The organism is Calidithermus terrae (assembly GCF_003574345.1).
In the GTDB taxonomy this organism is placed as follows: Bacteria; Deinococcota; Deinococci; order Deinococcales; family Thermaceae; genus Calidithermus; species Calidithermus chliarophilus.
This window is the reverse complement of the sequence record NZ_QXDL01000033.1, coordinates 1-25,137: the sequence shown is the minus strand read 5'-3', so window position 1 is coordinate 25,137 and position 25,137 is coordinate 1. Positions and strand designations below refer to the sequence as shown.

24 protein-coding genes are annotated in these 25,137 nt (G+C 68.8%); 18 read left to right on the top strand and 6 right to left on the bottom strand.

The window, feature by feature from the left end; genetic code table 11:
- From nirK to Mterra_RS05825, 8 genes are all read left to right on the top strand, one after another.
- The coding region (gene nirK, locus Mterra_RS05860; protein WP_119314328.1) for a copper-containing nitrite reductase at positions 1 to 934 on the top strand (934 nt) is incomplete at its 5' end.
- Positions 935 to 1,102: 168 nt separating this feature from the next.
- The gene (locus tag Mterra_RS05855) at positions 1,103 to 1,927 is read left to right on the top strand and encodes an alpha/beta hydrolase (RefSeq protein ID WP_119314327.1); all 825 of its coding nucleotides are present in this window, start codon (positions 1,103 to 1,105) and stop codon (positions 1,925 to 1,927) included.
- Between the two features lie 10 nt (positions 1,928 to 1,937).
- On the top strand, positions 1,938 to 2,525 hold the full coding sequence (locus tag Mterra_RS23405) for a TetR/AcrR family transcriptional regulator (protein WP_119314326.1): 588 nt from the start codon (positions 1,938 to 1,940) through the stop codon (positions 2,523 to 2,525).
- 76 nt (positions 2,526 to 2,601) lie between these two features.
- Positions 2,602 to 2,826 carry a DUF2249 domain-containing protein gene (locus tag Mterra_RS05845; protein ID WP_119314329.1) on the top strand — a complete coding sequence of 75 codons (225 nt, stop codon included), beginning with the start codon at positions 2,602 to 2,604 and terminating at the stop codon, positions 2,824 to 2,826.
- Between the two features lie 20 nt (positions 2,827 to 2,846).
- Positions 2,847 to 3,626 carry a DUF2249 domain-containing protein gene (locus tag Mterra_RS05840; RefSeq protein WP_119314330.1) on the top strand — a complete coding sequence of 260 codons (780 nt, stop codon included), beginning with the start codon at positions 2,847 to 2,849 and terminating at the stop codon, positions 3,624 to 3,626.
- A 3-nt stretch (positions 3,627 to 3,629) separates the two neighbouring features.
- The gene (locus Mterra_RS05835; protein ID WP_119314325.1) at positions 3,630 to 3,890 is read left to right on the top strand and encodes an indolepyruvate ferredoxin oxidoreductase subunit alpha; all 261 of its coding nucleotides are present in this window, start codon (positions 3,630 to 3,632) and stop codon (positions 3,888 to 3,890) included.
- 3 nt (positions 3,891 to 3,893) lie between these two features.
- Positions 3,894 to 4,145, top strand: coding sequence for an indolepyruvate ferredoxin oxidoreductase subunit alpha (locus Mterra_RS05830; protein WP_119314324.1), 252 nt, complete (start codon positions 3,894 to 3,896; stop codon positions 4,143 to 4,145).
- Between the two features lie 16 nt (positions 4,146 to 4,161).
- Entirely contained in the window at positions 4,162 to 4,611 is a 450-nt protein-coding gene (locus Mterra_RS05825; RefSeq protein WP_119314323.1) for a hypothetical protein, read from the top strand.
- A 537-nt stretch (positions 4,612 to 5,148) separates the two neighbouring features.
- Here the strand turns inward: Mterra_RS05825 and Mterra_RS05820 are convergent.
- The 4 genes from Mterra_RS05820 to Mterra_RS05805 all read right to left on the bottom strand — a co-directional run bounded on the left by Mterra_RS05820 (position 5,149) and on the right by Mterra_RS05805 (position 9,970).
- The gene (locus tag Mterra_RS05820) at positions 5,149 to 6,594 is read right to left on the bottom strand and encodes a VOC family protein (protein WP_119314322.1); all 1,446 of its coding nucleotides are present in this window, start codon (positions 6,592 to 6,594) and stop codon (positions 5,149 to 5,151) included.
- A gap of 22 nt (positions 6,595 to 6,616) precedes the next feature.
- Positions 6,617 to 8,545 (bottom strand): hypothetical protein, encoded by a 1,929-nt coding sequence (locus Mterra_RS05815; protein ID WP_147372567.1) that lies wholly within the window; start codon positions 8,543 to 8,545, stop codon positions 6,617 to 6,619.
- Between the two features lie 298 nt (positions 8,546 to 8,843).
- Positions 8,844 to 9,641, bottom strand: a complete 798-nt coding sequence (locus tag Mterra_RS05810) for a YwiC-like family protein (protein ID WP_119314320.1) — start codon at positions 9,639 to 9,641, stop codon at positions 8,844 to 8,846.
- Positions 9,638 to 9,970, bottom strand: a complete 333-nt coding sequence (locus tag Mterra_RS05805) for a cupin domain-containing protein (protein ID WP_119314319.1) — start codon at positions 9,968 to 9,970, stop codon at positions 9,638 to 9,640. Before Mterra_RS05805 ends, Mterra_RS05810 begins: the two co-directional genes overlap by 4 nt.
- Before the next feature lie 669 nt (positions 9,971 to 10,639).
- On the opposite strand from Mterra_RS05805, the gene Mterra_RS05800 reads away from it, so the two are divergent.
- Both Mterra_RS05800 and Mterra_RS05795 read left to right on the top strand, forming a co-directional pair.
- Complete coding sequence (locus tag Mterra_RS05800) at positions 10,640 to 10,933, top strand: antibiotic biosynthesis monooxygenase family protein (RefSeq protein WP_119314318.1); 294 nt, start codon at positions 10,640 to 10,642, stop codon at positions 10,931 to 10,933.
- A gap of 138 nt (positions 10,934 to 11,071) precedes the next feature.
- Complete coding sequence (locus Mterra_RS05795) at positions 11,072 to 11,398, top strand: GYD domain-containing protein (protein WP_119314317.1); 327 nt, start codon at positions 11,072 to 11,074, stop codon at positions 11,396 to 11,398.
- 12 nt (positions 11,399 to 11,410) lie between these two features.
- On the opposite strand, the gene Mterra_RS05790 is transcribed toward Mterra_RS05795, so the two are convergent.
- Positions 11,411 to 12,091 (bottom strand): Crp/Fnr family transcriptional regulator, encoded by a 681-nt coding sequence (locus tag Mterra_RS05790; protein WP_119314316.1) that lies wholly within the window; start codon positions 12,089 to 12,091, stop codon positions 11,411 to 11,413.
- Positions 12,088 to 14,052 (bottom strand): BTAD domain-containing putative transcriptional regulator, encoded by a 1,965-nt coding sequence (locus Mterra_RS05785; RefSeq protein WP_119314315.1) that lies wholly within the window; start codon positions 14,050 to 14,052, stop codon positions 12,088 to 12,090. Before Mterra_RS05785 ends, Mterra_RS05790 begins: the two co-directional genes overlap by 4 nt.
- 382 nt (positions 14,053 to 14,434) lie before the next feature.
- Between Mterra_RS05785 and Mterra_RS05780 the strand changes: the two genes are divergently transcribed.
- The 8 genes from Mterra_RS05780 to narI form a co-directional block, all read left to right on the top strand.
- On the top strand, positions 14,435 to 15,337 hold the full coding sequence (locus Mterra_RS05780; RefSeq protein WP_218022883.1) for a XamI family restriction endonuclease: 903 nt from the start codon (positions 14,435 to 14,437) through the stop codon (positions 15,335 to 15,337).
- Positions 15,338 to 15,339: 2 nt separating this feature from the next.
- Entirely contained in the window at positions 15,340 to 16,914 is a 1,575-nt protein-coding gene (locus Mterra_RS05775; protein ID WP_119314313.1) for an Eco57I restriction-modification methylase domain-containing protein, read from the top strand.
- A 684-nt stretch (positions 16,915 to 17,598) separates the two neighbouring features.
- The gene (locus Mterra_RS05770) at positions 17,599 to 17,862 is read left to right on the top strand and encodes a hypothetical protein (RefSeq protein ID WP_245971541.1); all 264 of its coding nucleotides are present in this window, start codon (positions 17,599 to 17,601) and stop codon (positions 17,860 to 17,862) included.
- Positions 17,859 to 18,680 (top strand): c-type cytochrome, encoded by an 822-nt coding sequence (locus tag Mterra_RS05765; protein WP_119314312.1) that lies wholly within the window; start codon positions 17,859 to 17,861, stop codon positions 18,678 to 18,680. The genes Mterra_RS05770 and Mterra_RS05765 overlap by 4 nt, the downstream gene beginning before the upstream one ends.
- Positions 18,677 to 22,273 carry a nitrate reductase subunit alpha gene (locus Mterra_RS05760; protein ID WP_119314311.1) on the top strand — a complete coding sequence of 1,199 codons (3,597 nt, stop codon included), beginning with the start codon at positions 18,677 to 18,679 and terminating at the stop codon, positions 22,271 to 22,273. Before Mterra_RS05765 ends, Mterra_RS05760 begins: the two co-directional genes overlap by 4 nt.
- A gap of 79 nt (positions 22,274 to 22,352) precedes the next feature.
- Positions 22,353 to 23,861 (top strand): nitrate reductase subunit beta, encoded by a 1,509-nt coding sequence (gene narH / locus Mterra_RS05755; protein ID WP_119314310.1) that lies wholly within the window; start codon positions 22,353 to 22,355, stop codon positions 23,859 to 23,861.
- 9 nt (positions 23,862 to 23,870) lie between these two features.
- On the top strand, positions 23,871 to 24,434 hold the full coding sequence (locus Mterra_RS05750) for a nitrate reductase molybdenum cofactor assembly chaperone (protein WP_119314309.1): 564 nt from the start codon (positions 23,871 to 23,873) through the stop codon (positions 24,432 to 24,434).
- Positions 24,431 to 25,137 (top strand): respiratory nitrate reductase subunit gamma (narI, locus tag Mterra_RS05745; RefSeq protein WP_119314308.1); only part of this gene is annotated, 707 nt, incomplete at its 3' end. The genes Mterra_RS05750 and narI, both read left to right, overlap by 4 nt.

Sequence of the window (25,137 nt, the reverse complement as noted above, 5' to 3'; positions counted from 1 at the left end):
CCTGCCCAAGATCGCCTACGACCCCACCGACGTCCCCGCCCCCATCGGCAAGCGCGCGCCGCAACTGGTCAAGGTCAACATCGAGGCGCTCGAGGTCGAGGCCGAGCTGGCCCCCGGCGTGAGCTACACCTACTACACCTTCGGCGGCAAGGTGCCCGGCCCCTTCGTCCGCGTCCGGGTGGGCGACACGGTCGAGGTGACCTTCACCAACAACGCCAAGAACAGCATGTACCACTCCGTCGACTTCCACTCGGCCACCGGACCCGGCGGCGGCGGCGCGGTGACGCAGGCGGCCCCCGGCGAGACCAAGGTCTTCAGCTTCAAGGCGCTGGCCCCCGGCCTCTTCGTCTACCACTGCGCCACCCCCCTGGCCGCCCAGCACATCACCAACGGGCAGTACGGCCTGATGCTCGTCGAGCCCGAGGGCGGGCTGCCCAAGGTGGACCGCGAGTTCTACGTGATGCAGGGCGAGATGTACACCGCCGCCCCCTACAACACCCCCGGCCGCCAGAGCCTCGACATGCAGAAACTCCTCGACGAGCGCCCCGAGTACTTCGTCTTCAACGGCTCCACCACCGCCCTCACCGAGGACTACCCCCTGAAGGCCAAGGTGGGCGAGACGGTCCGGCTCTTCTTCGGCGTCGGCGGCCCCAACGTGATCTCCACCTTCCACGTCATCGGCGAGGTCTTCGACACCGTCTACGACCAGGCCTCCCTCAGCAGCCCCCTCACCGGCACCCAGAGCGCCATCACCGGCCCCGGCAGCGCCTCCATCGTCGAGATGAAGCTCGACTACCCCGGCAAGTACATGCTCGTCGACCACGCCCTCTCCCGCGCGGCCCGCGGCCTGGTCGGGCACCTGATGGTCGAGGGCAAGGAAGACGCCAGCATCTTCCACACCCAGACCCCCGTGACCAACTCGGGCGGCCACTAGAGGCGCCGGTAGCTGACGGGCAGGCGCGGCGGTTCGCCGCGCCTGCCGCTTTTGCGCCATGCCCCTTGACAAAGGGGCTATTTATGATGACCATAATATTATGGTCATCATAAATAGAGGGGCGGGACGACGCCCGGTGGCCTGAACGACCCGAACCAGGAGGTTCGTATGCCCGACGCCGTGACCGCAGACCTGACCATCCCCCAAGCCGTGGACCTCTTCCTCACCCCGGCCCGCCGGGGCGAAGCCACCTACCCGGAAGCCTTCACGCGGGCCACCGTCCTGCGCGTGCCCTACCAGCAGCGGGTCTTCCTGCGGCCCGAAGGGGAGGCCGTCGAGGTGCAGGTGTATGCCTGGGGGCCCGCGGGAGCGCCGGCGGTGCTGCTGGTGCACGGCTGGGAGAGCCACGCCGGGCGCATGGGGGGCTTCGTGGAGCCCCTGCTGCGGCAGGGCTACCGGGTGTTGGCCTTCGACGCCCCCGCCCACGGGCGCTCGGGGGGGCGGCAGGCCAGCATGGCCGACTTCGCGGGCGCCGTCGAGGCGCTCTCGAGCTACTTCCCCCCGGTGGTGGGCCTGATCGGGCACTCGCTGGGCGGCGGGGCCGCGCTGTGGCACCTGGCCCACGCCGGCGCCGCCTTGCACAAGGTGGCGGCGCTGGGGTCGCCGGCCCGCGTCACCGACCCGGTGCGCGGCTTCGCCCGGGCTTTGGGCTTCTCGCCCGAGGCCACGGCCGAGCTGCTGGCGGCCTTCCACGAGCGCTTCGGCCGGCCGATGGAGTCCTTCAGCCTCGACCGGCTGCGCTTTCCCGAGCGGGTGGGGGTGTTGCTGGTGCACGACCGCGGGGACGACGTCGTTCCCTACGCCCACGCCGAGGCCCTGCGGGGGGCCATCCCCGCCGCGCGGCTTTACCCCACCACCGGGCTGGGCCACCGGGCTATCCTGAAGGACGAGAGCGTGATCGCACAGGTGGCCCGCTTCATGGGCGGGCCCTGAAGGAGGTGAGATGCCCTATTCGAAGGAACACAAGGCCAGGGTGCGGGAGAAGATCCTGGAGTGCGCCACCGGCGCCTTCCGCCAGCACGGCCTCGAGGGGGTGACGGTGCCCGAGGTGATGAAGCGGACGGGCCTGACCCACGGCGGCTTCTACGCCCACTTCGAGAGCAAGGACGCGCTGGTGGCCGAGGCCTGCCGCCGGGGGCTGGAGGAGACCCTCGAGGCCTTCTTCCGTTCGGCCGAGGAGGCCCCCGAGGGCACGCTGCACGCGGTGATCCGGCGCTACGTGAGCCGCGTCCACCGCGACCACCCCGAGGCCGGCTGCGTGATCCCGGCCCTGGGGGGCGAGGTGGCCCACCACCCCTCGCCCCGGGTGCGCCAGGCCTTCACCGAGTCGGTCGAGGGCTTTTTGGGGGCGCTCGAGCGGGCGCTGCCGGCCGAGCTGCCGCCCGAGGAGCGCCGGCAGCAGGCCGTCGCCCTGGCCGCGGGGATGGTCGGCGCGGTGCTCATGGCCCGCGCGGTGGCCGACCGCGGGCTGAGCGACCGCATCATCCAGGCCGCCCGCGAGCACCTGCTCAAGACCTTCGCCGCCCGGTAGCGGCCCGGCGGGTTTGACTCAAGTCATCGCGCGGGGGCGGGGCTTGGGCGAGAGTGGGGACGTGAAGGAGGCAAGCATGAAAACCCTGGACGTCCGCACCATCGCCCCCCGTGAGCGCCACCCCACCATCTTCAACCTCTTCGACGGCCTCGAGCCCGGCCAGGCCTTCGAGCTCGTCAACGACCACGACCCCAAGCCGCTGTACTACCAGTTCAGCGCCGAGCGCGGCGGGCGCTTCGCCTGGGAGTACCTCGAGCAGGGCCCCGAGGTCTGGCGGGTGAGGATCGGCAAGCGAGGCTGAAGGCCGTGATCCGCCCCGAGATGCGGGTAAGCCAACTGCTCGACGAGCACCCCGAGCTGCTGGAGGTGCTCATCGAGGCCAGCCCGGCCTTCGCCAAGCTCAAGAACCCCCTGCTGCGCCGCACCATGCCCCGGCTGGTGACCCTGGCCCAGGCCGCGCGGATCGGGGGGCTCGAGCCCGCCGCGCTCGTCGAGCGGCTCAACCGGGCGCTGGGCGTGGAGACGCCGGTGACGGAAGGGCCTCCGGCGGACGCGGGGTCGAGGCTGGGTACCCCGCCCCCCGGGTGGCTGGGGGCGCCGCTGGGCTTCCGCCTGGACGTGCGGCCCATCCTGGCCGCCGGGGGCGAGCCCTTCGGGGCCATCATGGCCGCCGCCCGTGAGGTGGCCCCGGGAGAGCGCCTGTGCCTGGAGGCCCCTTTCGAGCCGCTGCCGCTGTACCGGGTGATGGAGCGCAACGGCTTCAGCGCCTGGTGCGAGCAGGCCGGCCCCGAGCACTACCGGGTCCACTTCCTGCGCCGGGCAGGGCCGCCCGGCGCGCCCCGTGGCCCGCGCCCGCTCGGCGAGGCCGACTGGGCCGGCTACGCCGCCGAGGTCAGCGTCGAGGCCAACCTCGAGCCCCCCCTGCCCATGATGCGGGTGCTGGAGGCCCTGGCCCGCCTCGAGCCCGGCCAGCGGCTGCTCGTGCACCACGTGCGCCGCCCGGTGCACCTGCTGGCGCGGCTGGAGCAGGACGGCCACCCCTACGCCCTGCGCGAGCTCGGCCCGGGCCAGGTCGAGCTGCTGATCGAGAAAGGGGGCTGAGCCATGCCCCACGTGATCGCCGAGCCGTGCATCGGCGTGAAGGACCGCAGTTGCCAGGAGGTCTGCCCGGTGGAGTGCATCTACGACGGGGGTGAGCAGCTTTACATCCACCCCGACGAGTGCATCGACTGCGGGGCCTGCGTGCCGGTGTGCCCGGTCTCGGCCATCTACCCCGAGGAGGACCTGCCCGGGCAGTGGGAGAGCTACATCGGGAAAAACCGCTCCCTCTCGAGCGGGCCCAACGTGCACCGCCGGGAGGGCTGAGCCGTGGCCTACGTGATCGCCGAGCCCTGCCGCCGCCAGCGCTGCGCGGCCTGCTACGCGGTCTGCCCGGCGGAGGCCATCGGCGGCGGCTACCCCGACCCGCAGATGTACATCGACCCCGACCGCTGCGTCGAGTGCGGCCTGTGCCAGGAGGCCTGCCCCAGCGGGGCCGTCTTCCTCGAGGAAGACCTCCCCGAAGCCTGGGCCGAGTACGCCCGGCTCAACCGCGAGCACTTCCGCCGCAGCCGTGCCTGAACCCTGAGGAGCCCCCGTGTCGTTCTGGCAATTCCTGTTCGTGCGCTCGAGCCTGTTCTACCTGCTCTACACCGCCCTCACCGGCTCGGCCTTCTACCTCTGGCCCGCGCTGGTGGGCTACCTCAAGACCACCCACGTCCACGCCGGGCTGGTGGGCTTCTTCCTCTCGATGGTGATGGGCGTGGCCTACTGGATGATGCCGCGCCCCGGCCAGATCCGCCAGGAGGGCCTCGAGGGCCTGACCTACGTGCTGCTCAACGCCGGGCTGCTGCTGCGGCTGGTGCTCGAGCCCCTGATGCTCTACACCGGCAACGCCGAGCTGCGCCCAGCGCTGGCCGCGAGCGGGCTGCTGCAGGCCGGGGCGGTGGCGGTGTTCGCCTACGCCATGAGCCGGCGGGTCTTCACCAAAGAGCGCCTGTTCCAGATGGCCGAGGAGCGCAAACGCCGCCAGCAGGCGTCTTCCTGAGCCTCGAGCTCGTTTTTCCCCTCCCTGCCAGCGGGGAGGGGTTGTTTGCGGTGGGGTGGTTTGGAGGGGGCCGCTCCGCCGACCCGCGTGGCTGATGGGGTCTACGAGATCCGGCGTGTTGTGGTGCTTTGATTTGGTGACCCCCGCTCCGCCGTCGGGGGTCGTAGGGGGAGGCGATTCCACATCACCTCCCCCTGGCGACCCCCGAGGGACTCCAGGTCACCGGCAGAGCCGGTATGGCCTACGGCCACCCCCTCGCAGACATGCCGCCGGCCCTCGGCGCCCGCGTATGCGGGGGTGCGGGCCGCACCTTGACCCGGCGGCATGCCCGTCTGCGCCACCCCCGTCACCCCCTCCCGCGCGGGCCGCACACCCCGGCCGGGGGGCGGCACGGCATGAGCGCCCTTCCACGGGGAAGTGGGGCTGTAGTTGGCCTGCGGGGCGGGCATGAGGCAAGAGGAGGATTAATCCTGTAGGGACGCGAGGCCTTGCGCCCCCACGGCTATCGGCTATCGGCTATCGACTATTGACTATTGACTATTGACAACTCCCCCCCACACAGTTGTTCCGCAACTCGTTCGGCTTCGCGATCACCCCCTCGACCTGGCTCTGGGTGTACGAAAGCCCGGCGCGCTCGAGCTCTTCCTGGCTGGGGAGCAGGATGCGTACCGGCGTCTCGCGCAGGCGGCCTAAGCGGTTGTTCTCGACGCGCACCTGGCCGAGGCCGGCGGTGGGGAGGCAGACTTTGAAGGTGTCGGTGACGGCCTCGAGGGTCACGACGTCGTCGAGCTCGGCGATGGCGTTGCCGCGGATGAGGTGCCTTAGCTGGGGGTAATGGCCCACCTCCTCGGGGAAGCGCCGGGAGCACATGGGGTTGACGGCGACGAAGTGGTTGACGAGGCCGGGGACCTCGTTGGCCTCGACCAGGCTGTCGGCGGCGGTCATGGCGATGGCGGTGTGGATGCTGGGGTAGGTGTTGTAGGCGAGCACCAGGTAGCGGCCGTTGCGGTACTCGTCGGGCTGGACGCCGTCGCGGGGGAGGTCGGTGTCTTCGGTGAAGTCGTCGTTGGTGAGGAAGAGGTTGGAGGTGCTCTTGGTGCCGGCCATGTCGGAGTAGATGACCCCGCCGCCGTGCAGGCCGTCCATGTAGGTGGCGATGGAGTAGGGGGCGCCGGGGGCGGCCTCGAGGAAGCGCCCGCCGCGTACCCAGACGTTGTTGACGGCGCTGGCGGCCTCGAGCTGCCCGGCGTGGTGGGAGTCGGGGTCGATGGTGTGGTTGCGGAAGGTCACGTTGTCGAGCACCACGTCGCGCGCGGAGCGCACGTTGACCAGCGGGGCGATGAACTCGCCGTCCCCGTCGAAGGTGATGTTCTTGATGTAGACGTTGCCGGGGAGGTCGCGCAGCACCTGCAGGCACTCCTCGTGGTGGGGGTGGTAGTAGCTGGCCTTGCACAGCGAGGACTCGTCGTAGGTGCGCACCTCGGGGTCTTTGGAGCCCTTGGGCATGGCGAACTGGATGCCGCTGATGAGGATGCGGCCCTTCACCACCACGGTGCCGGGCTCGTCGGCGACGAGCTGGATGTTGCTGTAGCCGCGCGTGACCACGCTGAAGCGGGCGGTGGGGTCGGTGGGGTGGGTGTGGACGAGGGGCCAGTAGTAGGTGCCGGGCTCGAGGCGGATGGTCACGCCCTGGTCCTGGTACTTGTCGATCACGGCCTGGACGTCGTCGCCGGGGCGCAGGGTGACCACGTTGGCGAAGGGCGCGACGCCGCCGACGGGGATGCCGCCCCTGGCGTCGGGGTTGAGGGGGTGGCGGGCCCACCAGTCGGCCACGCTCAGGCCATAGTCGGGGTCCACGCGGGGCACGCCCTGCCCCGGCTGGCGGGGTACGGGTACGACCGGCTGCGGCTGCCCGGCCTGCTGGCAGGCCGCCAACAGGCCCAGCAAGGCCACGCTGCTCCAGATGAGCCAGCTTCGCTTCATACGCTTTGTTCCTCCCTTGTCCTCACTGCACCAGCTCGAACACCCGCCCGTCGCCGGGGGCGTACTCGAGCGCCGTTCCTTGCGCGTAGACCTGGCCGGTCTCGAGGTCCTTGAGCCGGCCCCGGATCTCGCCGGAGCGCACCGCCAGGCGGCGGGCGCTCCGGCAGTCGCGGTTGACCACCACCACGAAGTGCCGCCCGTCGCGGTGCTGCAGGCTGCTGGCGTAGGGCACGTCGGCCCCGCTCACCTCGAAGCGGTCGGGGGCTTTGAAGAGCTCCTTCAGCACCCCGCGCAGCGCGGCCACCCGCCGGGTCTGGCGGCTCACCTCGTCGTAGAGGGCGGGGTTGTCCTTCAGGCCGTTCCAGCCCTGCTGCGAGCTGTAGATGAACCAGAAGATGCCCTTGGCCCCCTCGCCCACCGCCAGCCAGTTCTGCGCCCGCACCTCCGCGGGCGTGGGCTCGCGGAGCTGGTCCTCGAAGGAGTGGGTCTGCAGGATCAGCCACAGCGGCACGCCGCGGGGCTTGTCCTTGGTGAGCGCGCGCAGGTAGCTCACGAAGTCGAGGTCGCTGTAGCCGAAGCCGGTGAGGGTGAAGTCGCCCACCGCGTTGGCGTAGCCCACCGGGTAGACGTCGAGCAGCATCACGTCGGGGCGGGTCTGCTGGTAGGCCAGCTCGGCCCGCCCGCGCCCGATGAGCACCGACATCGTGGGGCGGTCGAAGTCGGCGTCCTGGAAGGCTTTGTGCAGCGGCGCGACCTTGGGCAGGTCCTTGAGGAAGGGCTCGTCGGCGACGTAGTAGCCGCCCAGGCTGGGGTGGCTCGAGAGCCGCTGCACCATCTCCTGGGCGATGCGGCGGGCGAGGGCGGGGTCGGGGGCGACGTCGTCGGGCCACCAGTCGCGGTTGAGGTCGTCGCCGGGGTTGAAGTAGACCTCGAGGCCCGCCTCGTCGGTGGCGCGCAGCCCGTCGTCGTCGGCGCGCTCGGCCACGTTGGCGTTGATGAGCATCACCGAGTCGAAGCCCCTGGCCTTGAGCTCGGCCGCCCAGCGCTTCATCTCGTCGTAGCCGTGGGTCATGTTGGCGTCCTCGAAGAGGCCCAGCGGGAAGCCGAACTCGGTGCCCCGGGCGGTGCGCTGGAGGGTGGCGGCGACGGGGGGCAGGCCCTGCACCTCGGCCCGGACCGTCACCGGCCCGCTCCCCCCGTCGCTGCGGTAGGTGACGTAGGCCCAGCCGTCCTGGGCGGGGGCCGGGTTGGGCCCGAGCAGGCGGCCGGGGCCCTCGAGGCTGAAGCGCACCGCGTCCTGCGCCTCGGTGGCGGTCTGGCCCGAGGCGTCGAGCAGCCGCACCGCGACCTCGACCTCGCCGCCCTGTCCGCGCACGCTGCGGGCCTGGGGGTAGATCTCGAGCGAGGCCGAAGGGGCTACGCCCAGGTAGAGGTCGTCGATCCAGACCTCGGCGCCCGGGTTGAGCCCGTCCCACAGCACGTCCACCCGCCCGCGCCCGTCGGCCTCGGTGGTGAACACGCTCCAGACCTCGCGCCAGTCGCCGCCGGAGCGCAGGGGCTGGGTGTCGGAGGAGCCGCCCGAGGCCGGGGCCCAGCGCAGCCGCACCTCGCCCGCCGTGAGGTTGCGGGCCCGGACCCAGCCGTGCAGCAGGTAGGGGGTGTGGGGCTGGAGCTCGAGGCTCTGCGTGGTGTAGACCTCGGCGGTGGGCCCGCTGACCTTGAGCGCGACCTCGCCCGCGCGGGCGGCGCCCCGGTCGGCCCTAGCGCCCTCGCGCTCCTCCCACTCGGCCGGGTAGCCGCCAGGGCCCAGCGCCTCGAAGGAGGGGTTTCGCAGCAGGTTAGGGCCCTGCCAGTGCGGCCCGGCCGGGGCCTGGGGCGGGGCGGTGGTGCAGGCGGTCAGGAGGAGCAGGGAGCTCAGCAGGGTCAACACACCAAGTCGGTACAAAGTCATCACCCCGGCAGCCTAGAAGGGGAGCGCCGGGACAAGTAGGGAAATTCTCGAGCGCGGTTCTTGAGCGTTCCTTAGCCTGTTCTTGAGCCTTTCTTAGCCTTCGCGAAACGGCTTATTTAGAGGGGCTCGTGGTGAAAAAGACACCCCTCGCCGACGGCGGTAAGCCGTCGGCGTCGAGGGCCAAGGCGTCCCGCGTCTTGCGTTTCGCGTACGGCGTACGACGCACGACGCACGACGCACGACCCGCGCCCGGCGTCCGGCTATCGGCTATCAGCTATGGGCTATCGGCGTTCATCACCTACACCCGCACGCCCAGCGCCGTGAGCACCACCACCAGCAGCCCGAAGGCCATCTGGCTCCAGCCCACCACTTTGGCGGGCACCGGGGGCCGGGCGAAGGTGTAGGCCGAGAAGGGCAGCAGCAGCCCCACCGCCAGCACGCCCAGCCAGGGGACCCAGCCGGCGGCGGCCCCCAGCAGCAGCCCGCCGACGGCGATGAGCTGGGCCAGGTAGGCGGGGCGGAAGGGGACGGCGAGCCCTCGAGCCCGCATCACCTGGGTGCGGGCGTAGTGGATGGCGGCGTAGGAGCGCGCGGCCAGCACCAGCCATAGGCCGAGTGCTAGCGGAGGCTCTAAGCCCCCCGCCAGCCCGATGCCCGCGGCCACCGAGCCCATCGCGGCGGCCCCGGCCACCTCGGGCAGCAGGTTGCGGCCCTTGTTGTGCGCGTCGAACCAGAGCTGCACGGCGATGAGCGGGAGCGCGGCGAGCAGGGGCCAGTAGAAGGGCCCCTCGGCCCTCCCGAAGGCCAGGAGCAGGCCCAGCGCCCCGACGGTGGCGTAGGCCAGGGCGAAGCGGCCGGCGACGGGCGTGCGGGGGAAGCGCTTGCCCTTGCGCACGTCGGCGAGCCAGAGCTTGAGCGGGTGGCGGGTGAAGAAGGCCGCCAGCGCGAAGACGCCCAGCCCCAGCCCGGCGAGCGTGGGGGCGACGAGCAGCCCCAGCAGGACGGGCTCGAGCGTGAACCCCCAGCCGCCGTGCTCGTTGGGAAGGGCGATGGTCTTGAGCGGGACTTTCACGCGGGGTTGGGGCTGGACGGTCATGCCGGGGTCTCCTTGGGCAACAAGGTTAGCAGCAGGGTGAGGGGACTTTCGGCCCGGATGGCGTGGACCAGCCCGGCGGGCATGTAGGCCCAGGTGCCGGGGCGGGCCTCGAGGGTGTCCGGCCCCAGCCTGAGGGTGCCCGCGCCGGAGAGCACCTGGAGGGTGGCGGGCCTGCTGGCGGTGTGCTCGGTGAGCTCCTGGCCGGCGTCGAAGGCGAAGATCACCGTGCGGACGCCGCCCTCGTTGTGCAGCACGCGGCTCAAGATGCCGTCCGGCTGGACGGCGGCTTCCTGGTGGAGGTCGGGGAGGTAGCGGTAGGTCGCGGTCATGGCCTCATTGCACCCCCGCCGCCGGGGTGCGGGCCATGACCTGGGTCAAGGCTGCTCGCGGGCCCCGGGGCTCGGATGCCGGTACTCAGGCGGCATGCTCGTCTGCGCTACATGGACTCCCCTACGCCCGCCTTTGGCGGACGTAGCAGCGACCCGAAGACATGCGTCCGGGCCCGGACGCATTCGTGTCTTTGCTGGTGGGCGGCGGGGGTGTGGTAAAATGCTCACCGTACCGTGGGACACACGAGAAGTCACGCTTGAGGAGACGGTTGAACGAGCGCTTCAACCTCGTGCATAAGCACAAGGGGCACATCTCCGTCGCCTCCGAGCCGGGCCGGACCGTGTTCCAGGTACGCCTGCCGACGCACGGGTGACGCCGCGGGGCTGTGCCCTCCCTTCCTGGGAAAATTCGCCCCTCCGCCGGGGCGGCGGTACTATACTCAAGGAGCAAGTCAAAGGCCGGTGCCGTGCATTCGCGGGTAGCCATTCGGCGCGACCGCAGTCAGCGGGCGTATTGCTGGGGAAATGAGGGAGATTCCATTGGGCTGGGCCAGGCGGTGCGATTGACCCCGTGAAAGACGAGCCCTCGAGGCGACCCCCGGTCGCCGTCCCGGGTGCGTGGCTGGGCACGGCGACTGTGCCCGAAGCTGTTCGTTCAAGGGAGGGATCATGTACGCGCGGATCATCACTTCCCAGACCCAGCCGGGCAAGACCGACGAGGCCACCCGGATCTGGAACGAGTCGGTAGTCCCCATCCTCAGGCAGCAGAAAGGCTTCGTCGGCGCGTACATGGTCGGCGACCGCGCCAGCGGCAAGGGCGTGGTAATGACGCTGTGGGAGAGCGAGGACGACGCCCGGGCCATCGACACCAGCGGGGTCTACCAGCGCTCCATCGCGCTGTTCGCCCAGGTGCTCGCGGGCCCACCCACCCGCGAGCAGTACGAGGTGCTCGTCAAGGTCTGAGAGCAGTTTGCGGAGTAGCTGGCCGATATATGCGAGTGAAACCGTTGTCCCATAGCCGGTTTTGCCGCTGAAAGAGGCGGCAAAACCACAGCAAACCTCGATAAACGCCCTCGAGCCGTCTCGAGAAAGGAGACGATCATGCCCACGTACATGACGCAGTTCGCCTACACCGCCGACGCCTGGCGCAAGCTCGCCCGCAACCCCGAAGACCGCAGCGTCCCCATCCGGGGGCTGGTGGAGGAACTGGGCGGCCGGCTGTTGGGGCTGTACTACATGTGGGGCGAGTACGACGGCTTCATCCTCTACGAGCTCCCCGACGCCCGCACGGCCACCGTCGCCGCGATCACCGCCGCGCTGGCCGGGCACCTGCGGGCGGTGAGGACCACCCACCTCTTCACCGTCGCGGAGGGGATGGAGATCATGGGCAACGCGGGCAAGCTGGCCTACGCCGCACCCAAAGGCTAAAAACCGGCCCGCTCAGGCTTCGGCGACCTCGCGCAGGGCGGCGGGGTCGTCGATCCACACCCGGCGCTCGGCGAGCCGGATCAGGCCCTGGCGGAACAGCTCGCCCAGCTTGCGGCTCACCGCCTCGGGCACCGTGCCCAGCAGCGCGGCGAGCTCGGGGTTGGTGGGCAGGCGGAAGCCCTGCCCCTCGGCCTCCAGCCGCCCCAGCAGGTACTCCGCCAGCCGCGCCGAGACCTCGTGGAAGACCAGCCGGTCGAGCAGGTGCACGAGCTGCCCCTGGCGGCGGGCCAGGAAGCGGATGAGGGCGCGGGCGAGGGCGGGGTGGGTCTCGAGCAGCCGGTGGAAGGCCTCGGTGGGCAGGGCCAGCAGCAGGCTGTCCTCCAGGGCCTCGGCCGAGGCGGGGTAGCGGGGCTTCTCCAGGAAGACCGCCACCGCGGCCACCGCGTGGTAGGGGCCGTCGAGGTGCAGCACCATCTGGCGCCGCCCCTGGGGGTCCATCTTGTAGACCTTGACCAGGCCCTCGGCGACGATGAACAGCGTATGGGCGGGGTCGCCCTCGAGGAACAGCGTCTCGCCCTTGCGCAAGGGGCGCAGGGCCGCCACGGCGGCCAGGGCCTCGAGCTCAGGCGTGCCGAGGTCGCGGAAGAGGGGGCTTTGGGCGAGGATCTGCTGGGTCAGGGGGCTTTGGGTCATGCCGGTTGTACCAGTCTGGCAAGGTCGGGGTCGATGGGCAAGCCCTCGCGCTCCATGCGGGTCTGGTACTGGCTGAAGAGGCTTTTGGCCTCCAGCTTCTGCCCCGACTCCACGAGCTGCTGCATCAGGGCGCGGTAGGCCTCCTCGCGCCAGGGGTCGAGCTTGAGCACGAAGCGGTAGGCCTCCAGCGCCTCGCGGGGCTGGCCCAGCGCCCGCGCGATCTCGGCGCCGCGCAGCAGGGCCCCCACCGCCCGCTCGCGCAGATAGGCCCGCTCGAGCTCGGCCCAGTCGGCGTAAGGCTCGTCGCAGAGGAAGTCGCCCTTGTACAGCAGCAGGGCCTGGCGGTAGGCCTCGAGCGCGGCGCTGCCCCCCAGGCCGTCGCCCTGGTGGATGAGCTGCTCGAAGCGCTCGACGTCGAGGAAGTAGGGCACCTGCGGGGCGAAGCGGTAGCCCTCGCCCTCGCGCAGGATGAGCCGGGGCTGGGCGGGGTCGGGCTCCAAGGCCTGCCGCAGGTCGTGGACGAGCACGTGCAGGCGGGCCTGGGTGGCCTCGAGCCCCTCGCCGGGCCACAGCCGCTCGCACAGCTCGTCGCGGGCGAGGGTCTGGCCGCGGTGGGCCAGCAGCAGCTTGAGCAGGGTGAGGGCCTGGCGGCGGCCGAAGGCCTTAGGCGGCAGCACCTGGCCCTCGCGCCGCACCTGAAGGCCGCCGAAGGTGCGCAGCTCGAGCCAGTGCTCCCGCGCAGGGCTGCCGGCGTGGTGGTCGGGCCACAGCACCTCGGCGCCCAGCCGCTCGAGCCACAGCACCGGGGCCACCGCCTGGCTGGCGACCGGGGGGAGGCGGGTGAAGAAGAGCTGCTGGAGCCCGACCACCCTGGGCCCCGACCACAGCGGCAGGCACTGCCGGGGCTGGCCCCCGCTCACGTGGGGGCAGGCCGCCACCCCGCCCCGCACGCCCAGGATCTGGCCCTGCCACACCTCGCAGTGCTCGGCGCGGGCGCAGGCCGGGGGGTTGCCCTTGCCGTGGCGGTAGGTCTCGCCGTCGGCCAGCAGCAGCCGCACGCACGAGGCCCCGCTGAGCCGGGCGCTCTGCTCGAGGAAGGCCTCGATCCCCTGCCCCCTGGACTGCGCGTGCAGGGCGCCGGCCACCGAGCGCAGCCCCGCCTCGCCCAGCCGGGTGAGCACGGTGTAGAGCGAGGCCGCGAGCATGGGCCCGACCAGGGTGAGCTGCTCGAGCAGCGCCTCGTCGTCGGCGTCGGGGTCGCGGCTGGCGAGGTTGAGCACCCCGATGAGGCCGTGGGGGAGCTCGAGGGGGTAGCACACGTAGGTCTTGTAGCCCAGCTTCTTGACCTTCTGCCGCAGGTAGCGGGCGTCGGAGGGGAGGTCGTGGGTGAGCAGGGGGTGGTGCAGCAGGCTCACCAGCCCCGGGAAGCCCTCGCCCCAGGCGAACCAGGCCTTCTCGAGGAAGGCCTCGCGGTGCACGCCGTCGTAGGCGGTGAGCACCAGGTAGTGCTCCTGGGGGTCGGCCAGGAAGAGCTCGGCCGCCTCCATGCCCAGCGCCCGCCGCAGGCTGCCCAGGAAGACCTGCAAGGTCTGGAAGAAGCTGCCCGGCTCGGCCGCGAGCTTGCGCACCGCCCACGACAGCGAGGCCAGTACCCCGGAGGGGTCGGCCTGGTTCTCCGGCTTGAGCTCGACCTGAATCCCGGCGCCGGCGTACCCCTGGCAGGTCAGGCGCTTACCCCCCCGGCAGACGGGGGTGCTGGCCTGGTACGCGCCGCGCTTGATCTCGCGCTGCACCGGGCAGCGCACGCACAGCGGGCGGCCGAAGCGGTCGGTGCCCGCCACCACCTCGCCGCAGGGCCGGCCCAGCGCCTCCTCGGCGGGGAGGTGGAAGAACGCGGCAGCATCGGGGCTCCAGGCCGTGACCCGGCCCTCCTTGTCGAGCTGCCAGCGCACCCGGTTCATCTGTAAGTAGAGACTAGGGAACTCCGGCAGGTCATTTGTCCTCACGCCTGCTGGAGCTTAAGGGTGTTTGTGGTGGGCCTCGAGCGTCGCTTGCTGAGACCAGATGGGCAAGTTTATAATTTTTCTAAATAGCGCAGAACTCCAAGGCGCTAAAGGCAACGGGCTATCAGTTTTGCTTTAGAGGGTGATGCTGAATAGATGGAAGGACTGGTATTGGTGATTCACGGTATTGGACAGTGGGTATACTACGCTCTAGAGGGGAAGTTATGCTGCAACTATGGCATAACTAATAGCTAGCGGGAAAACGGAGATCACGTAGCGAATGGCAGTAAATCGAGACAAGCCGGACAAATGGAAAGCTGACATCGCGCAATCAGTCGACATGTACAACGACTGGTTCATGAGGTTCGCGCCGGAGGCCTTCCGAGACACCCGCATCCAGACGACCAAGCACGTTGAGGCCGCCCTTCACTCTACCAGTAACATGACGGACATCAAGCCAGCTACCCTTCGGAAGCATCCGGAAATCCTCCCGACGCTCCGCATGTCCACCTGTCCGCCGCTTGCCGTGGATCGGCTCATCGGCCTCGCTGCTGTCTCGAATAATCTTGTGAAGAGCATGGAACTCGATAAGCGGCTCCCGCCCCGAATGCCGATGCACTTGGTTGACGCGGGGCTGGCCAAGATTGCGGCCATCATTGAGAAAATGGCCGACCCAGACATCTTTGTCTGGCTTGGCCGCAAGGAGCCGCCGACCGAGGCCGAAATCCATCGTGCCGCAACCATCGTCGCGGACAGGCTTTGCGGAGCTGTCGTAAACCCCATAATCCGCAACGCCCAGGAAAAGCGGCAGCTCGCCGCGATCAAGGCGTGGCTAGAAACGCGTGGCTACAAGCACCTTCCCGCCGGTGACGGCACGCAGTTCAACGCCATGCCGCCTGGAACCTTCAGCTTTCGGATGAACGTTCCCGTGAAGCTTGAGGGTGGCGTCCGGAGCGTCAACATTCCCGTTGACGTCGTGATCCAGCCGAGAACCGCTAAGCCTGGGGCCTTCCCGATCTTCTTTGAGGCGAAATCCGCGGGAGACTTCACCAACACCAACAAACGCCGCAAAGAGGAGGCCGTAAAAATGGCGCAGCTTCGGGCTACCTACGGCGCTAAGGTCCAATTCAACCTTTTCCTGTGCGGCTACTTCGATAGCGGGTACCTCGGCTATGAGGCCGCCGAGGGCATCGACTGGGTATGGGAACACCGCATCGACGACCTCTTGCTGTTCGGAATATGACCATGGCGAAAACGATCGACAGTGTCGAGAAGCAACGCCTTGCGCTTCAATCGGAGATCGACGCGCAGAAAACACAGGCCGAGCGTAACCGCCTCGGCCAGTTCGCTACACCGCCCGCGCTCGCCTTGGATATTCTCAAGTACGCTGCTACGCTTCTCCCCAAGGGCGAAAAGGTGCGGTTTCTTGATCCGGCCATTGGCACTGGCTCTTTCTACTCTGCCCTCCGGAAGGTGTTCCCCAAGAAGCGAATCGGCAAAGCCCTCGGTTTCGAGATCGACCCGCTCTACGAGAAACCGGCCTCCGCCCTCTGGTCGGATTCTGACCTCACGATCAAGCTCACCGACTTCACCCGCGAAGAACCCTCACCGTCCTTCAATCTGGTCATCTGCAATCCGCCATATGTGCGGCATCATCACCTGCAGAACGGCGACAAGGCGCGCCTGCAATTCCTCACGCAACAGGCAAGCGGTATGAAGCTTAGCGGACTTGCTGGCCTCTATTGCTACTTCCTCGGTCTCTCCCATGGATGGATGGCTCAAGGCTGCATCGCCGGGTGGCTTATCCCAAGCGAATTCATGGATGTGAACTATGGAAAGGCTGTGAAGCAGTATTTGCTCGATCGGGTGACGCTCCTGCACATTCACCGCTTTGACCCGAACAACGTGCAATTCGCCGACGCGCTCGTTTCCTCAGCCGTCGTCTGGTTCAAGAACGCCCCGCCGCCGCCTAACCACGAAGTGAAGTTCACCTTTGGCGGCACGCTTTCCGAGCCCCGCGTCACGCGGTACGTCCCGGCGCGTGTCCTCGCGTACGAGCCGAAGTGGACGCGATTCCCTGCCTCGGACGTGCGCGTCCGAAACGTTATCTTGAGGCTTTCCGACTTATTCCAGGTAAAGCGCGGCCTTGCTACGGGCGATAACAGCTACTTCATCCTTGCCGAGGATGAAATCGTTGCACGAGGCCTGCCGATGGAGGTCTTCACGCCGATCCTCCCAAGCCCGCGCTACCTGCAACAGGACGAAGTTAAGGCGCGCAAAGACGGCACTCCCGACATCGAGCGCCGTCTCTTCCTTCTCAACACTAAGCTCACTGAGGACGAAATCCGAAGGCGCTTTCCCGCCCTCGCCGCCTACCTTGATGAGGGCAAAGCCAAGGGAATTCACGAACGTTATCTCTGCAAGCACCGGTCTCCCTGGTACAGCCAGGAGGACCGCCCCCCGGCCCCCATTGTCTGTACGTACCTCGGACGTAGCGACGCCAGGACGGCCAAGCCCTTCCGTTTCATCTTGAACGGTTCGCGCGCCACAGTTGCGAACGTGTATTTGGCGCTGTACCCGACGCGCGTCTTGGCAAGTGAGCTGGACCGCGACTCTAGTCTTCTCCGAAGGATCTGGAGCGCTCTCAACGAACTCCCCCCAAACATGCTTCTTGGTGAGGGTCGAGTTTACGGGGGCGGGTTACACAAGCTGGAGCCACGGGAACTCAGCAATGTGCCCGCGACATTCATACAAGATCTATTGCCGCACACAAGTATCTCGAAGAATGGAACGCAAATTGGGCTCTTTGCCGAGGGATGAAAAGCCCGTTAATAACCGGTTGTAGTGGACCGCCGCTGAACCGGAGCGTTAGGCAGCTATGTCGCACACTGATGCACTTGCACTTATCAAGGCCGAAGCCCTTAGAGAATCAGGGTTGGTTGTTGCTACTCGCATGGGCAGAGACCTCGAGCCGGCGAGAGTCGCACGGCTTGTTTCCGTGATCCGCACTGTTGCCGATAGCTTGCAAGGTGCTCGGAGCATTGATCGCGAGCCTGCTGCCTCACTTTACATTCTTGGGCTTGAGGTTCTTCGCCAAGCGGAGAATTGGGCATCTCAGAGTCGAGAGCTTCCGAAGGCAGTGTTGGATTCGCTCTTTAATCTCCAAGGGCAGTCGAGAACTTCTTCTTCGGTATTTCCAGATGACACGATGACGCCACCTAACCAGAGCGCTGTAGCAGACGGCCTCTCCGCTGTCCGTTTGAGCGTCGCGGGTGTTCGTGAACGCATGGTGCGCTCCACCGCCGCCGAGGCCGTCGCTGAGCTCGGTTGTTAGGCCTCGAGCCCCTAAGCAAAATGACGCTCACCCGGACGTAGAACCCGCACAACTCGTTTTGCCCGTTCGCCCTCGAGCCCGCCTCGAGGGCGTTTTCGTGCGGCGCTCGAGTGGGTCGAATGTCCCTCGTGTGTAAGCCCGCCGTAAGGGCGGGGGAGGAGGCTAGGGCCATGGACCCCGGACGCCTGTTCTTTCCTGCGTCGTGCGAGGTGATCGAGGGCCTGGAGGTGCGCATGGACCCGACCAAAACCCCGCGGAACCTTCCACCGGCCCAGGCGTCGGTCTTCCTGGTGCTGCTGTGGCCCGACGGCGAAGGAAGCTGGGCCGGGCGCGTCAAGGACACCCGCACCGGGGTGGAGCACCCCTTCGGGGAGCTCGAGGAACTTTTGTCCTGGCTGGAGAACCACCAGGACACCCATCGGAGGTCGGCATGAAGCGAATCTTGCTCACGGTAGCGGCGGCGCTGCTGGGCCTGGCACTGGCCCAGGACGGCAAAAGCCTCTACCAGACCAACTGCGCGGGGTGCCACGGGGCCGAGGCCCAGGGCATCCCCGGAGCTTTCCCCCCCCTCACCAACAACCCCCGCATGGCCGACGAGGCCTACGTGGTCAAGGTGATCCGGCAGGGGCTCAGCGGGCCGCTCGAGGTCGCCGGGCAGACCTACAACGGCGCCATGCCCGCCATGGCCCAGGTCTCGGAGGCCGACGCCAAGGCCATCGCGGCTTACCTCAAGGGCCTGGCCGGGGGAACCGCCCAGGCCGAGCCCGCGGCTCCGGCCCCCGTCCCCGCGCCCCAACCCGCCACAGCCCCGGCGCCCGACGCGGCGCAGGCCGCCTTGGGCCGGGCCTTCTTCACCGGGCAAAAGGCCTTCGCCAACGGCGGGGCGCCCTGCATGGCCTGCCACACCGCGGGCAACCTCGGCCCGATGGGCGGGGGCAGCTTGGGGCTCGACAAGACCGACCTCTACGTGCGGCTGGGCGAGGCGGGCATCAAGGGCGTGCTCGCCAACATCGCCTTCCCGGTGATGCGTGAGGCCTACAAGGGCAGGCCCCTCACCGAAGCCGAGATTAACGCTCTGGTCGCTTTCTTCGCCCAGGCCAGCAAGGAAGCCCGCCACTCCAGCGCCGTCTACGGCGGGCGGATGTGGTACGCCGCCGTCCCCGCCGCCCTGGCGCTGTTCGGGGTGATGAGCCTGATCTGGATGGGCCGCAGGCCCAGCCTGGCCGAACGCCTTCGCAGGAGGAGAGCATGAACCAATGGTTCAAGGAGATCGAAGCCCCCGCCGAGCGCAAGTGGGAGGAGTTCTACCGCAACCGCTTCGCCCACGACAAGCGGGTGCGCACCACCCACGGCGTCAACTGCACCGGCTCGTGCAGTTGGGAGGTCTTCGTCAAGGACGGCATCGTGACCTGGGAGCTGCAGGCCACCGACTACCCGCAGCTCGAGGCCGGCCTGCCCCCCTACGAGCCCCGCGGCTGCCAGCGCGGCATCAGCTTTAGCTGGTACCTCTACAGCCCCATCCGGGTGAAGTACCCCTACGGGCGGGGGGCGCTGCTCGAGCTGTGGCGCGAGGCCCGCGAGCGCCATGCCGACCCCGTGGAGGCCTGGAAGAGCATCGTCAGCGACCCCGAGAAGCGGCGGCGCTACCAGAAGGCGCGGGGCAAGGGCGGCTTCCGCCGCATCGCCTGGGAGGAGGCGCTGGAGATCATCGCCGCCAGCGTGGTCCACACCACCAAGCAGCACGGCCCCGACCGGGTGATCGGCTTCAGCCCCATCCCCGCCATGTCGCAGATCTCCTACGCGGCCGGCTCGCGCTTCCTGACGCTTTTGGGCGGGGTGGCGATGAGCTTTTACGACTGGTACTGCGACCTGCCCCCGGCCTCGCCCGAGATCTGGGGCGAGCAGACCGACGTGCACGAGTCGGCCGACTGGTACAACGCCCGCTTCATCGCGGTGATGGGCTCCAACCTCAACATGACCCGCACCCCGGACACCCACTTCATCGCCGAGGTGCGCCACGCCGGGGCCAAGCTCACCGTCTTCAGCCCCGACTTCTCCATGGTCGCCAAGTACGCCGACTGGTGGATCCCCTCCAACCCCGGCCAGGACACCGCCTTCTGGATGGCCGTCAACCACGTGCTGCTCAAGGAGTGCTACGTGTTGCGGCAGGTGCCCTACTTCAGCGACTACCTCAAGCGCTACACCGACAACCCCTTCCTGGTCGAGGTCGCGGGCCCCAGGCCGGGGCGCTACCTGCGGGCGGGCCGCCTCGAGGCCTACAAGGACGTCGAGAACGGCGACTGGAAGCTGTTGATGTGGGACGCCCAGCGCGGGCCGGCCATGCCCGGGGGCACCATCGGCTTCCGCTGGCAGAGCGAGAAGGGGCAGTGGAACTTAGATCTCAAGGACCCCACCCGCGGCGAGCCCATCGACCCGCTGCTCTCCTTCCGCGACCAGCCCGACGAGGTGCGGCTGCTCGAGTTCGACGACTTCACCACCGGCAAGACCCTCCGGCGCGCCGTGCCCGTGAAGTACGTCCAGACCAAGGACGGCGAGCGGGTGGCGGTCACCACCGTCTTCGACCTGCTGTTGGCCCAGTTCGGCGTGGATCGGGGCCTGGGCGGGGACTACCCCCAGGGCTACGACGACGAGGAAGGGCTCTACACCCCCGCCTGGCAGGAGAAGTACACCGGCATCCACCGCGACACCGTGATCCGCTTCGCGCGCGAGTGGGCCGAGAACGGCGAGAAGACCAAGGGCAAGAACCTCATCATCATCGGGGCCGGGGCCAACCACTGGTACCACAACAACCTGCTCTACCGCGCCGGGATCGTGGCCTTGATGCTCACCGGCAGCGTGGGGGTCAACGGCGGCGGGCTGGCGCACTATGTGGGCCAGGAGAAGCTCGCCAACCAGGCCTCCTGGGGCCCCATCGCCTTCGCCGGCGACTGGGGGATGGCCCCCCGGCAGCAGAACTCCCCCAGCTTCCACTACGTCCACTCCGACCAGTGGCGCTACGAGCGCGGCTACCGCGACTACGACAGCGTGCCGAACAAGGAGCGCCTCTGCGACCACACCGTCGACCACCAGGCCCGCGCGGTGCGCAAGGGCTGGCTGCCCTTCTTCCCGCAGTTCAACCGCTCGAGCCTCGAGGTCGTGCGCGAGGCCCAGGCCAAAGGCGCCAAGACCGACGCCGAGATCGTGCAGTACGTGGTCGAACAGCTCAAGTCGGGCAAGCTCGAGTTCGCCGTTGACGACCCTGACGCCCCCTCCAACTGGCCGCGCACCTGGTTCATCTGGCGCGGCAACGCCATCGGCACCAGCGCCAAGGGCCACGAGTACTTCATGCGCCACTACCTGGGCACCCACTCCACGGCCATCGCCGCCGAGCAGGCCAAGGGCTGGGTGAGCGAGGTCAAGTACCGCCCGCAGGCCCCCGAGGGCAAGATCGACCTGGTCGTTGACCTCAACTTCCGCATGGACACCTCGGCGCTGTACTCCGACCTCGTGCTCCCGGCGGCCACCTGGTACGAGAAGGAGGACCTCAACACCACCGACATGCACACCTTCATCAACCCCATGCAGGCGGCGGTGCCCCCCGCGTGGGAGTCGAAGCCCGACTGGGAGATCTATAAGGCCATCGCCCAGAAGGTCTGCGAGCTGGCTAAGCCCCACTTCCCCGAGCCCGTCAAGGACGTCGTGATGCTGCCCCTGCAGCACGACACCCCCGACGAGCTGGCCCAGCCCGCCGACAAGGACTGGAAGAAGGGCGAGGTGGAGGCCGTCCCCGGCAAGACCATGCCCAAGTTCCGCGTCGTCGAGCGCGACTACGCCAAGCTCTACGAGCGCATGGTCACGCTGGGCAAGGCGGTGGAGGCCAACGGGGTAGGGATGCACGGGCTCTCGATCCCCGTGCAGGACTTCTACCAGGAGCTCGCCCGGCGCCAGGGGCGGAAGGTGGACGGGCAGGTGCTGCCGAGCCTCGAGGACGCCCGCGAGGTCGCCGAGGCCATCCTCTTCCTCGACCCCGTCTCCAACGGCGAGCTGGCCTACCGTGCCTTCAAGGACGAGGAGAAGAAGACCGGGCAGAAGCTCACCGACCTCGCCGACCCCGTGCGCGACGTGCGCATCGGCTTCAAGGACATCGTCGCCCAGCCGCGGCGCATGCTCACCTCGCCCACCTGGAGCGGCCTGATCAACCAGGGGCGCGCCTACAGCCCCTACACCCTCAACGTCGAGCGGCTCGTCCCCTGGCGCACCCTCACCGGGCGGCAGCACTTCTACCTCGACCACGAGGGCTACCTGGCCTGGGGCGAGCACCTGCCCACCTACAAGCCCCGCCCCGACCACACCATGCTGATGGAGACCGAGAAGAGCGCGGCGGAGGCCCAGGGCAAGCTGCTCAACTACATCACCCCCCACGGCAAGTGGAGCATCCACTCCACCTACTCCGAGAACCACCGCATGATGACCCTCTCGCGCGGGGGCTACCCGGTGTGGCTCAACGACAAGGACGCCGCGGAGATGGGCATCACCGACAACGACTGGGTCGAGGTCTTCAACGACAACGGCGTCTTCGTGCAGCGCTGCGTCGTCTCGGCCCGCATCCCCCGGGGCGCGGTCTTCGTCTACCACGCCACCGAGCGCACCGTGGGCATCCCCAAGAGCCCCCTGCGCGGCAAGCGCGCGGGCATGAACAACTCCCTCACCCGCGCCCGCCTCAAGCCGGTGCTGATGTCGGGCGGCTACGCCCAGTTCACCTACGCCTTCAACTACTGGGGCCCCACCGGGGTCAACCGCGACACCTTCGTCTACGTGCGGCGCGTCGAGGAGCCGCAGTGGTGACGCCGATAGCGGATAGCCCGTAGCCGAAGGGCCACAGGCCACCCGCCATGAGCTATCCGCCGGCTCCAAAGGAGACCAAATGAACGTTCGAGCCCACATGAGCATGCTCTTCCACCTCGACAAGTGCATCGGCTGCCACACCTGTTCGGTCGCCTGCAAGAACCTCTGGACCGACCGCAAGGGCACCGAGTACATGTGGTGGAACAACGTCGAGACCCGCCCCGGCGCGGGCTACCCCACCGGCTGGGAGGAGCAGGATCGCTTCGAGGGCGGCTGGGAGCTGAAGAACGGCGAGCTCGAGCTGCGCCTGCACTCGAGGGCGCGCGGGCTGTCGAGGCTGTTCTTCAACCCCGCCCTGCCCACCCTCGACGACTACTACGAGCCCTACACCTTCCGCTACCAGGACCTCTTCAGCGCCCCCGAGGGCAACGACCAGCCCACCGCCGTCCCCGTCTCGATGGTCACGGGCGAGCCCATCCAGATCGAGGCCGGCCCGAGCTGGGACGACGACCTGGGGGGCTCCAACCTCTACGCCAAGAACGACCCCAACTGGGAGGGCGTGGACCCCGACATCCAGGCCCAGATGCACGAGATCGAGCGGGTGGTCTTCAACTACCTGCCGCGCATCTGCAACCACTGCCTCAACCCCTCCTGCGTGGCGGCCTGCCCCAGCGGGGCCATCTACAAGCGCGCCGAGGACGGGGTGGTGCTGGTCAACGAGAACAAGTGCAAGGCCTGGCGCATGTGCGTGGCGGCCTGCCCCTACAAGAAGGTCTACTACAACTGGGCCAGCGGCAAGAGCGAGAAGTGCATCCTCTGCTTCCCGCGCCTCGAGACCGGCCAGGCCCCGGCCTGCGCCCATAGCTGCGTGGGCCGCATCCGCTACATGGGCGTGCTGCTCTACGACGCCGACAGGATCTACGCCGCCGCCAGCGCCCAGGAGTCCGAGCTCGTCGAGGCCCAGCGCGAGGCCATCCTCGACCCCTTCGACCCCGCCGTGATCGCCGCCGCCAAGGAAAACGGCCTCGACGACGACTGGATCAAGGCCGCCCAGAACTCCCCGGCCTACAAGTTCGTCAAGCTCTGGAAGCTGGCGCTGCCGCTGCACCCCGAGTACCGCACGATGGCGATGATGTTCTACATCCCCCCGCTCTCGCCCGTCGTCAGCACCCTCGAGCGCGGCCTGATCAAGCTCGACCTGCCCCCCGAGCGCGTGGACTTCGAGCTCTTCGACAACCTCGACAAGGCCCGGCTGCCCTTGGAGTACCTCGCCAACCTGTTCGCCGCCGGGAACGTCGCGCTCATCGAGCCCATCCTCAAGAAGATGCTGGCCGTGCGCATCCTCAAGCGCCGCCAGAGCGTCTACGGGGAAGTGGACGCCCAGACCCTGGCGCTGCTCGAGGCCGCCGGGACCAGCCTGGAGGAGGCCGAGGCCATCTACGAGCTCACCACCCTGCCCACCCTCGAGGAGCGCTTCGTGATCCCGCCCTACCACCGCGAGGCCGCCGCCGAGCTCTACAACGACCCGCTGGCCCACAAGGGCGAGGTGGGCCTGGGCTACATCCAGCCCCCCCGGCGGGGCGAGTGAGGTGAGCGCGTGAACGCCAAGGCGACCCCCGACCCCCTCCTCCAGACCCTCGCGCTGGCCTTCGAGTACCCCCGCCAGGGCAGCCTGGGCGTGCTGTGGGAGCAGGCCCGGCCCCTGCCCTACAGCCCGGCCAAGCTCCACCTCGAGCGCTTCCTCAAGGCCGTCTCGCAGCTCAAGCTCTCCGAGCGCGAGGAGCTGCACACCCGTACCCTCGACCTCTCGCCGCTCTTCGCGCCCTACGTGGGCTTCGCGGTCTACGGCGAGGACTACCGCCGCGGGGCCTTCATGGCCGCGCTCAACCGCGAGATGCGGGGGCTGGGCCTCGAGCTGCGCGGCGAACTGCCCGACCACCTGGCCCCGGTGCTCTCCTACCTAGCAGTAGCCGCCGAGCCGCTGCCCGAGCTGACGGAGCTGCTCGAGCCCGCCCTGCAGGCCATGTACCGCACCCTCAAGACCATGGAGCCGGGCAACCCCTACCTGCACCTGCTCGACGCGGTGCGGCAGGCGGTGCGCGAGTTGCCCCGGCCCAGGCTGCAGGCGCTCCAGCCGGCCCCGGAGGGAGGTATCCGATGAACTCGAACACCCTGCTCTTCCTGGTTTTCCCCTACGTCGCGCTCGCGCTGGCGGTGGTGGTCAGCGTGATCCGCATGCGCGGGCGGTCCTTCTCGGTGTCGGCCCAGTCGAGCCAGCTGCTCGAGTCGCGCAAGCTCTACTTCGGCTCCACCGCCATGCACTGGGGACTGGTGCTGATCCTGGGCGGGCACCTGCTGGCGGTGCTGCTGCCCAAGGGGCTGCTGCTGTGGAACGCGGTGCCCCTGCGGCTGTACCTGCTCGAGATCACCGGCCTGGCCCTGGCGCTGTGGGCGGGCGTGGGCGTGTGGATCCTGCTGGCGCGCCGCCTGGGCGAGGCCCGCGTGCGGGCGGTCTCCACCCCCATGGACTACGTGGTGCTGCTGCTCCTGCTGGTCTCCATCGTCACCGGCGTCATCACCGCGGGCGCCTACCGCTTCGGCTCCTACTGGTTCCCGGCGGTGTTCACCCCCTACCTCTACAGCCTCCTCACCCTCCAGCCGCGCCCCGAACTCGTCGCCGACCTGCCCTTCTGGGTCCAGTTCCACGTCTTCAACTTCTGGCTGCTGCTGGCGGTGTTCCCCTTCTCCCGGCTCATCCACGTCGTGACCGTGCCGCTGGGCTACTTGTGGCGGCCCTGGCAGGTCGTGATCTGGCTGCGGCGCCAGCGCCGGCCGCGGGCCACCCCCCCCGGCGCCCCCCAACC

What these genes read in the sequence shown, in the direction of transcription:
- narH (WP_119314310.1), top strand. Translation starts at nt 22,353, where the DNA reads ATGAACGTTCGAGCCCACATGAGCATGCTCTTCCACCTCGACAAGTGC.
- Mterra_RS05815 (WP_147372567.1), bottom strand. Translation starts at nt 8,545, where the DNA reads ATGACTTTGTACCGACTTGGTGTGTTGACCCTGCTGAGCTCCCTGCTC.
- Mterra_RS05760 (WP_119314311.1), top strand. Translation starts at nt 18,677, where the DNA reads ATGAACCAATGGTTCAAGGAGATCGAAGCCCCCGCCGAGCGCAAGTGG.
- Mterra_RS05795 (WP_119314317.1), top strand. Translation starts at nt 11,072, where the DNA reads ATGCCCACGTACATGACGCAGTTCGCCTACACCGCCGACGCCTGGCGC.
- Mterra_RS05820 (WP_119314322.1), bottom strand. Translation starts at nt 6,594, where the DNA reads ATGAAGCGAAGCTGGCTCATCTGGAGCAGCGTGGCCTTGCTGGGCCTG.
- Mterra_RS23405 (WP_119314326.1), top strand. Translation starts at nt 1,938, where the DNA reads ATGCCCTATTCGAAGGAACACAAGGCCAGGGTGCGGGAGAAGATCCTG.
- Mterra_RS05835 (WP_119314325.1), top strand. Translation starts at nt 3,630, where the DNA reads ATGCCCCACGTGATCGCCGAGCCGTGCATCGGCGTGAAGGACCGCAGT.
- Mterra_RS05810 (WP_119314320.1), bottom strand. Translation starts at nt 9,641, where the DNA reads ATGACCGTCCAGCCCCAACCCCGCGTGAAAGTCCCGCTCAAGACCATC.
- Mterra_RS05840 (WP_119314330.1), top strand. Translation starts at nt 2,847, where the DNA reads ATGCGGGTAAGCCAACTGCTCGACGAGCACCCCGAGCTGCTGGAGGTG.
- Mterra_RS05845 (WP_119314329.1), top strand. Translation starts at nt 2,602, where the DNA reads ATGAAAACCCTGGACGTCCGCACCATCGCCCCCCGTGAGCGCCACCCC.
- Mterra_RS05855 (WP_119314327.1), top strand. Translation starts at nt 1,103, where the DNA reads ATGCCCGACGCCGTGACCGCAGACCTGACCATCCCCCAAGCCGTGGAC.
- Mterra_RS05805 (WP_119314319.1), bottom strand. Translation starts at nt 9,970, where the DNA reads ATGACCGCGACCTACCGCTACCTCCCCGACCTCCACCAGGAAGCCGCC.
- Mterra_RS05800 (WP_119314318.1), top strand. Translation starts at nt 10,640, where the DNA reads ATGTACGCGCGGATCATCACTTCCCAGACCCAGCCGGGCAAGACCGAC.
- Mterra_RS05765 (WP_119314312.1), top strand. Translation starts at nt 17,859, where the DNA reads ATGAAGCGAATCTTGCTCACGGTAGCGGCGGCGCTGCTGGGCCTGGCA.
- Mterra_RS05790 (WP_119314316.1), bottom strand. Translation starts at nt 12,091, where the DNA reads ATGACCCAAAGCCCCCTGACCCAGCAGATCCTCGCCCAAAGCCCCCTC.
- Mterra_RS05780 (WP_218022883.1), top strand. Translation starts at nt 14,435, where the DNA reads ATGTACAACGACTGGTTCATGAGGTTCGCGCCGGAGGCCTTCCGAGAC.
- Mterra_RS05785 (WP_119314315.1), bottom strand. Translation starts at nt 14,052, where the DNA reads ATGAACCGGGTGCGCTGGCAGCTCGACAAGGAGGGCCGGGTCACGGCC.
- Mterra_RS05770 (WP_245971541.1), top strand. Translation starts at nt 17,599, where the DNA reads ATGGACCCCGGACGCCTGTTCTTTCCTGCGTCGTGCGAGGTGATCGAG.
- Mterra_RS05775 (WP_119314313.1), top strand. Translation starts at nt 15,340, where the DNA reads ATGGCGAAAACGATCGACAGTGTCGAGAAGCAACGCCTTGCGCTTCAA.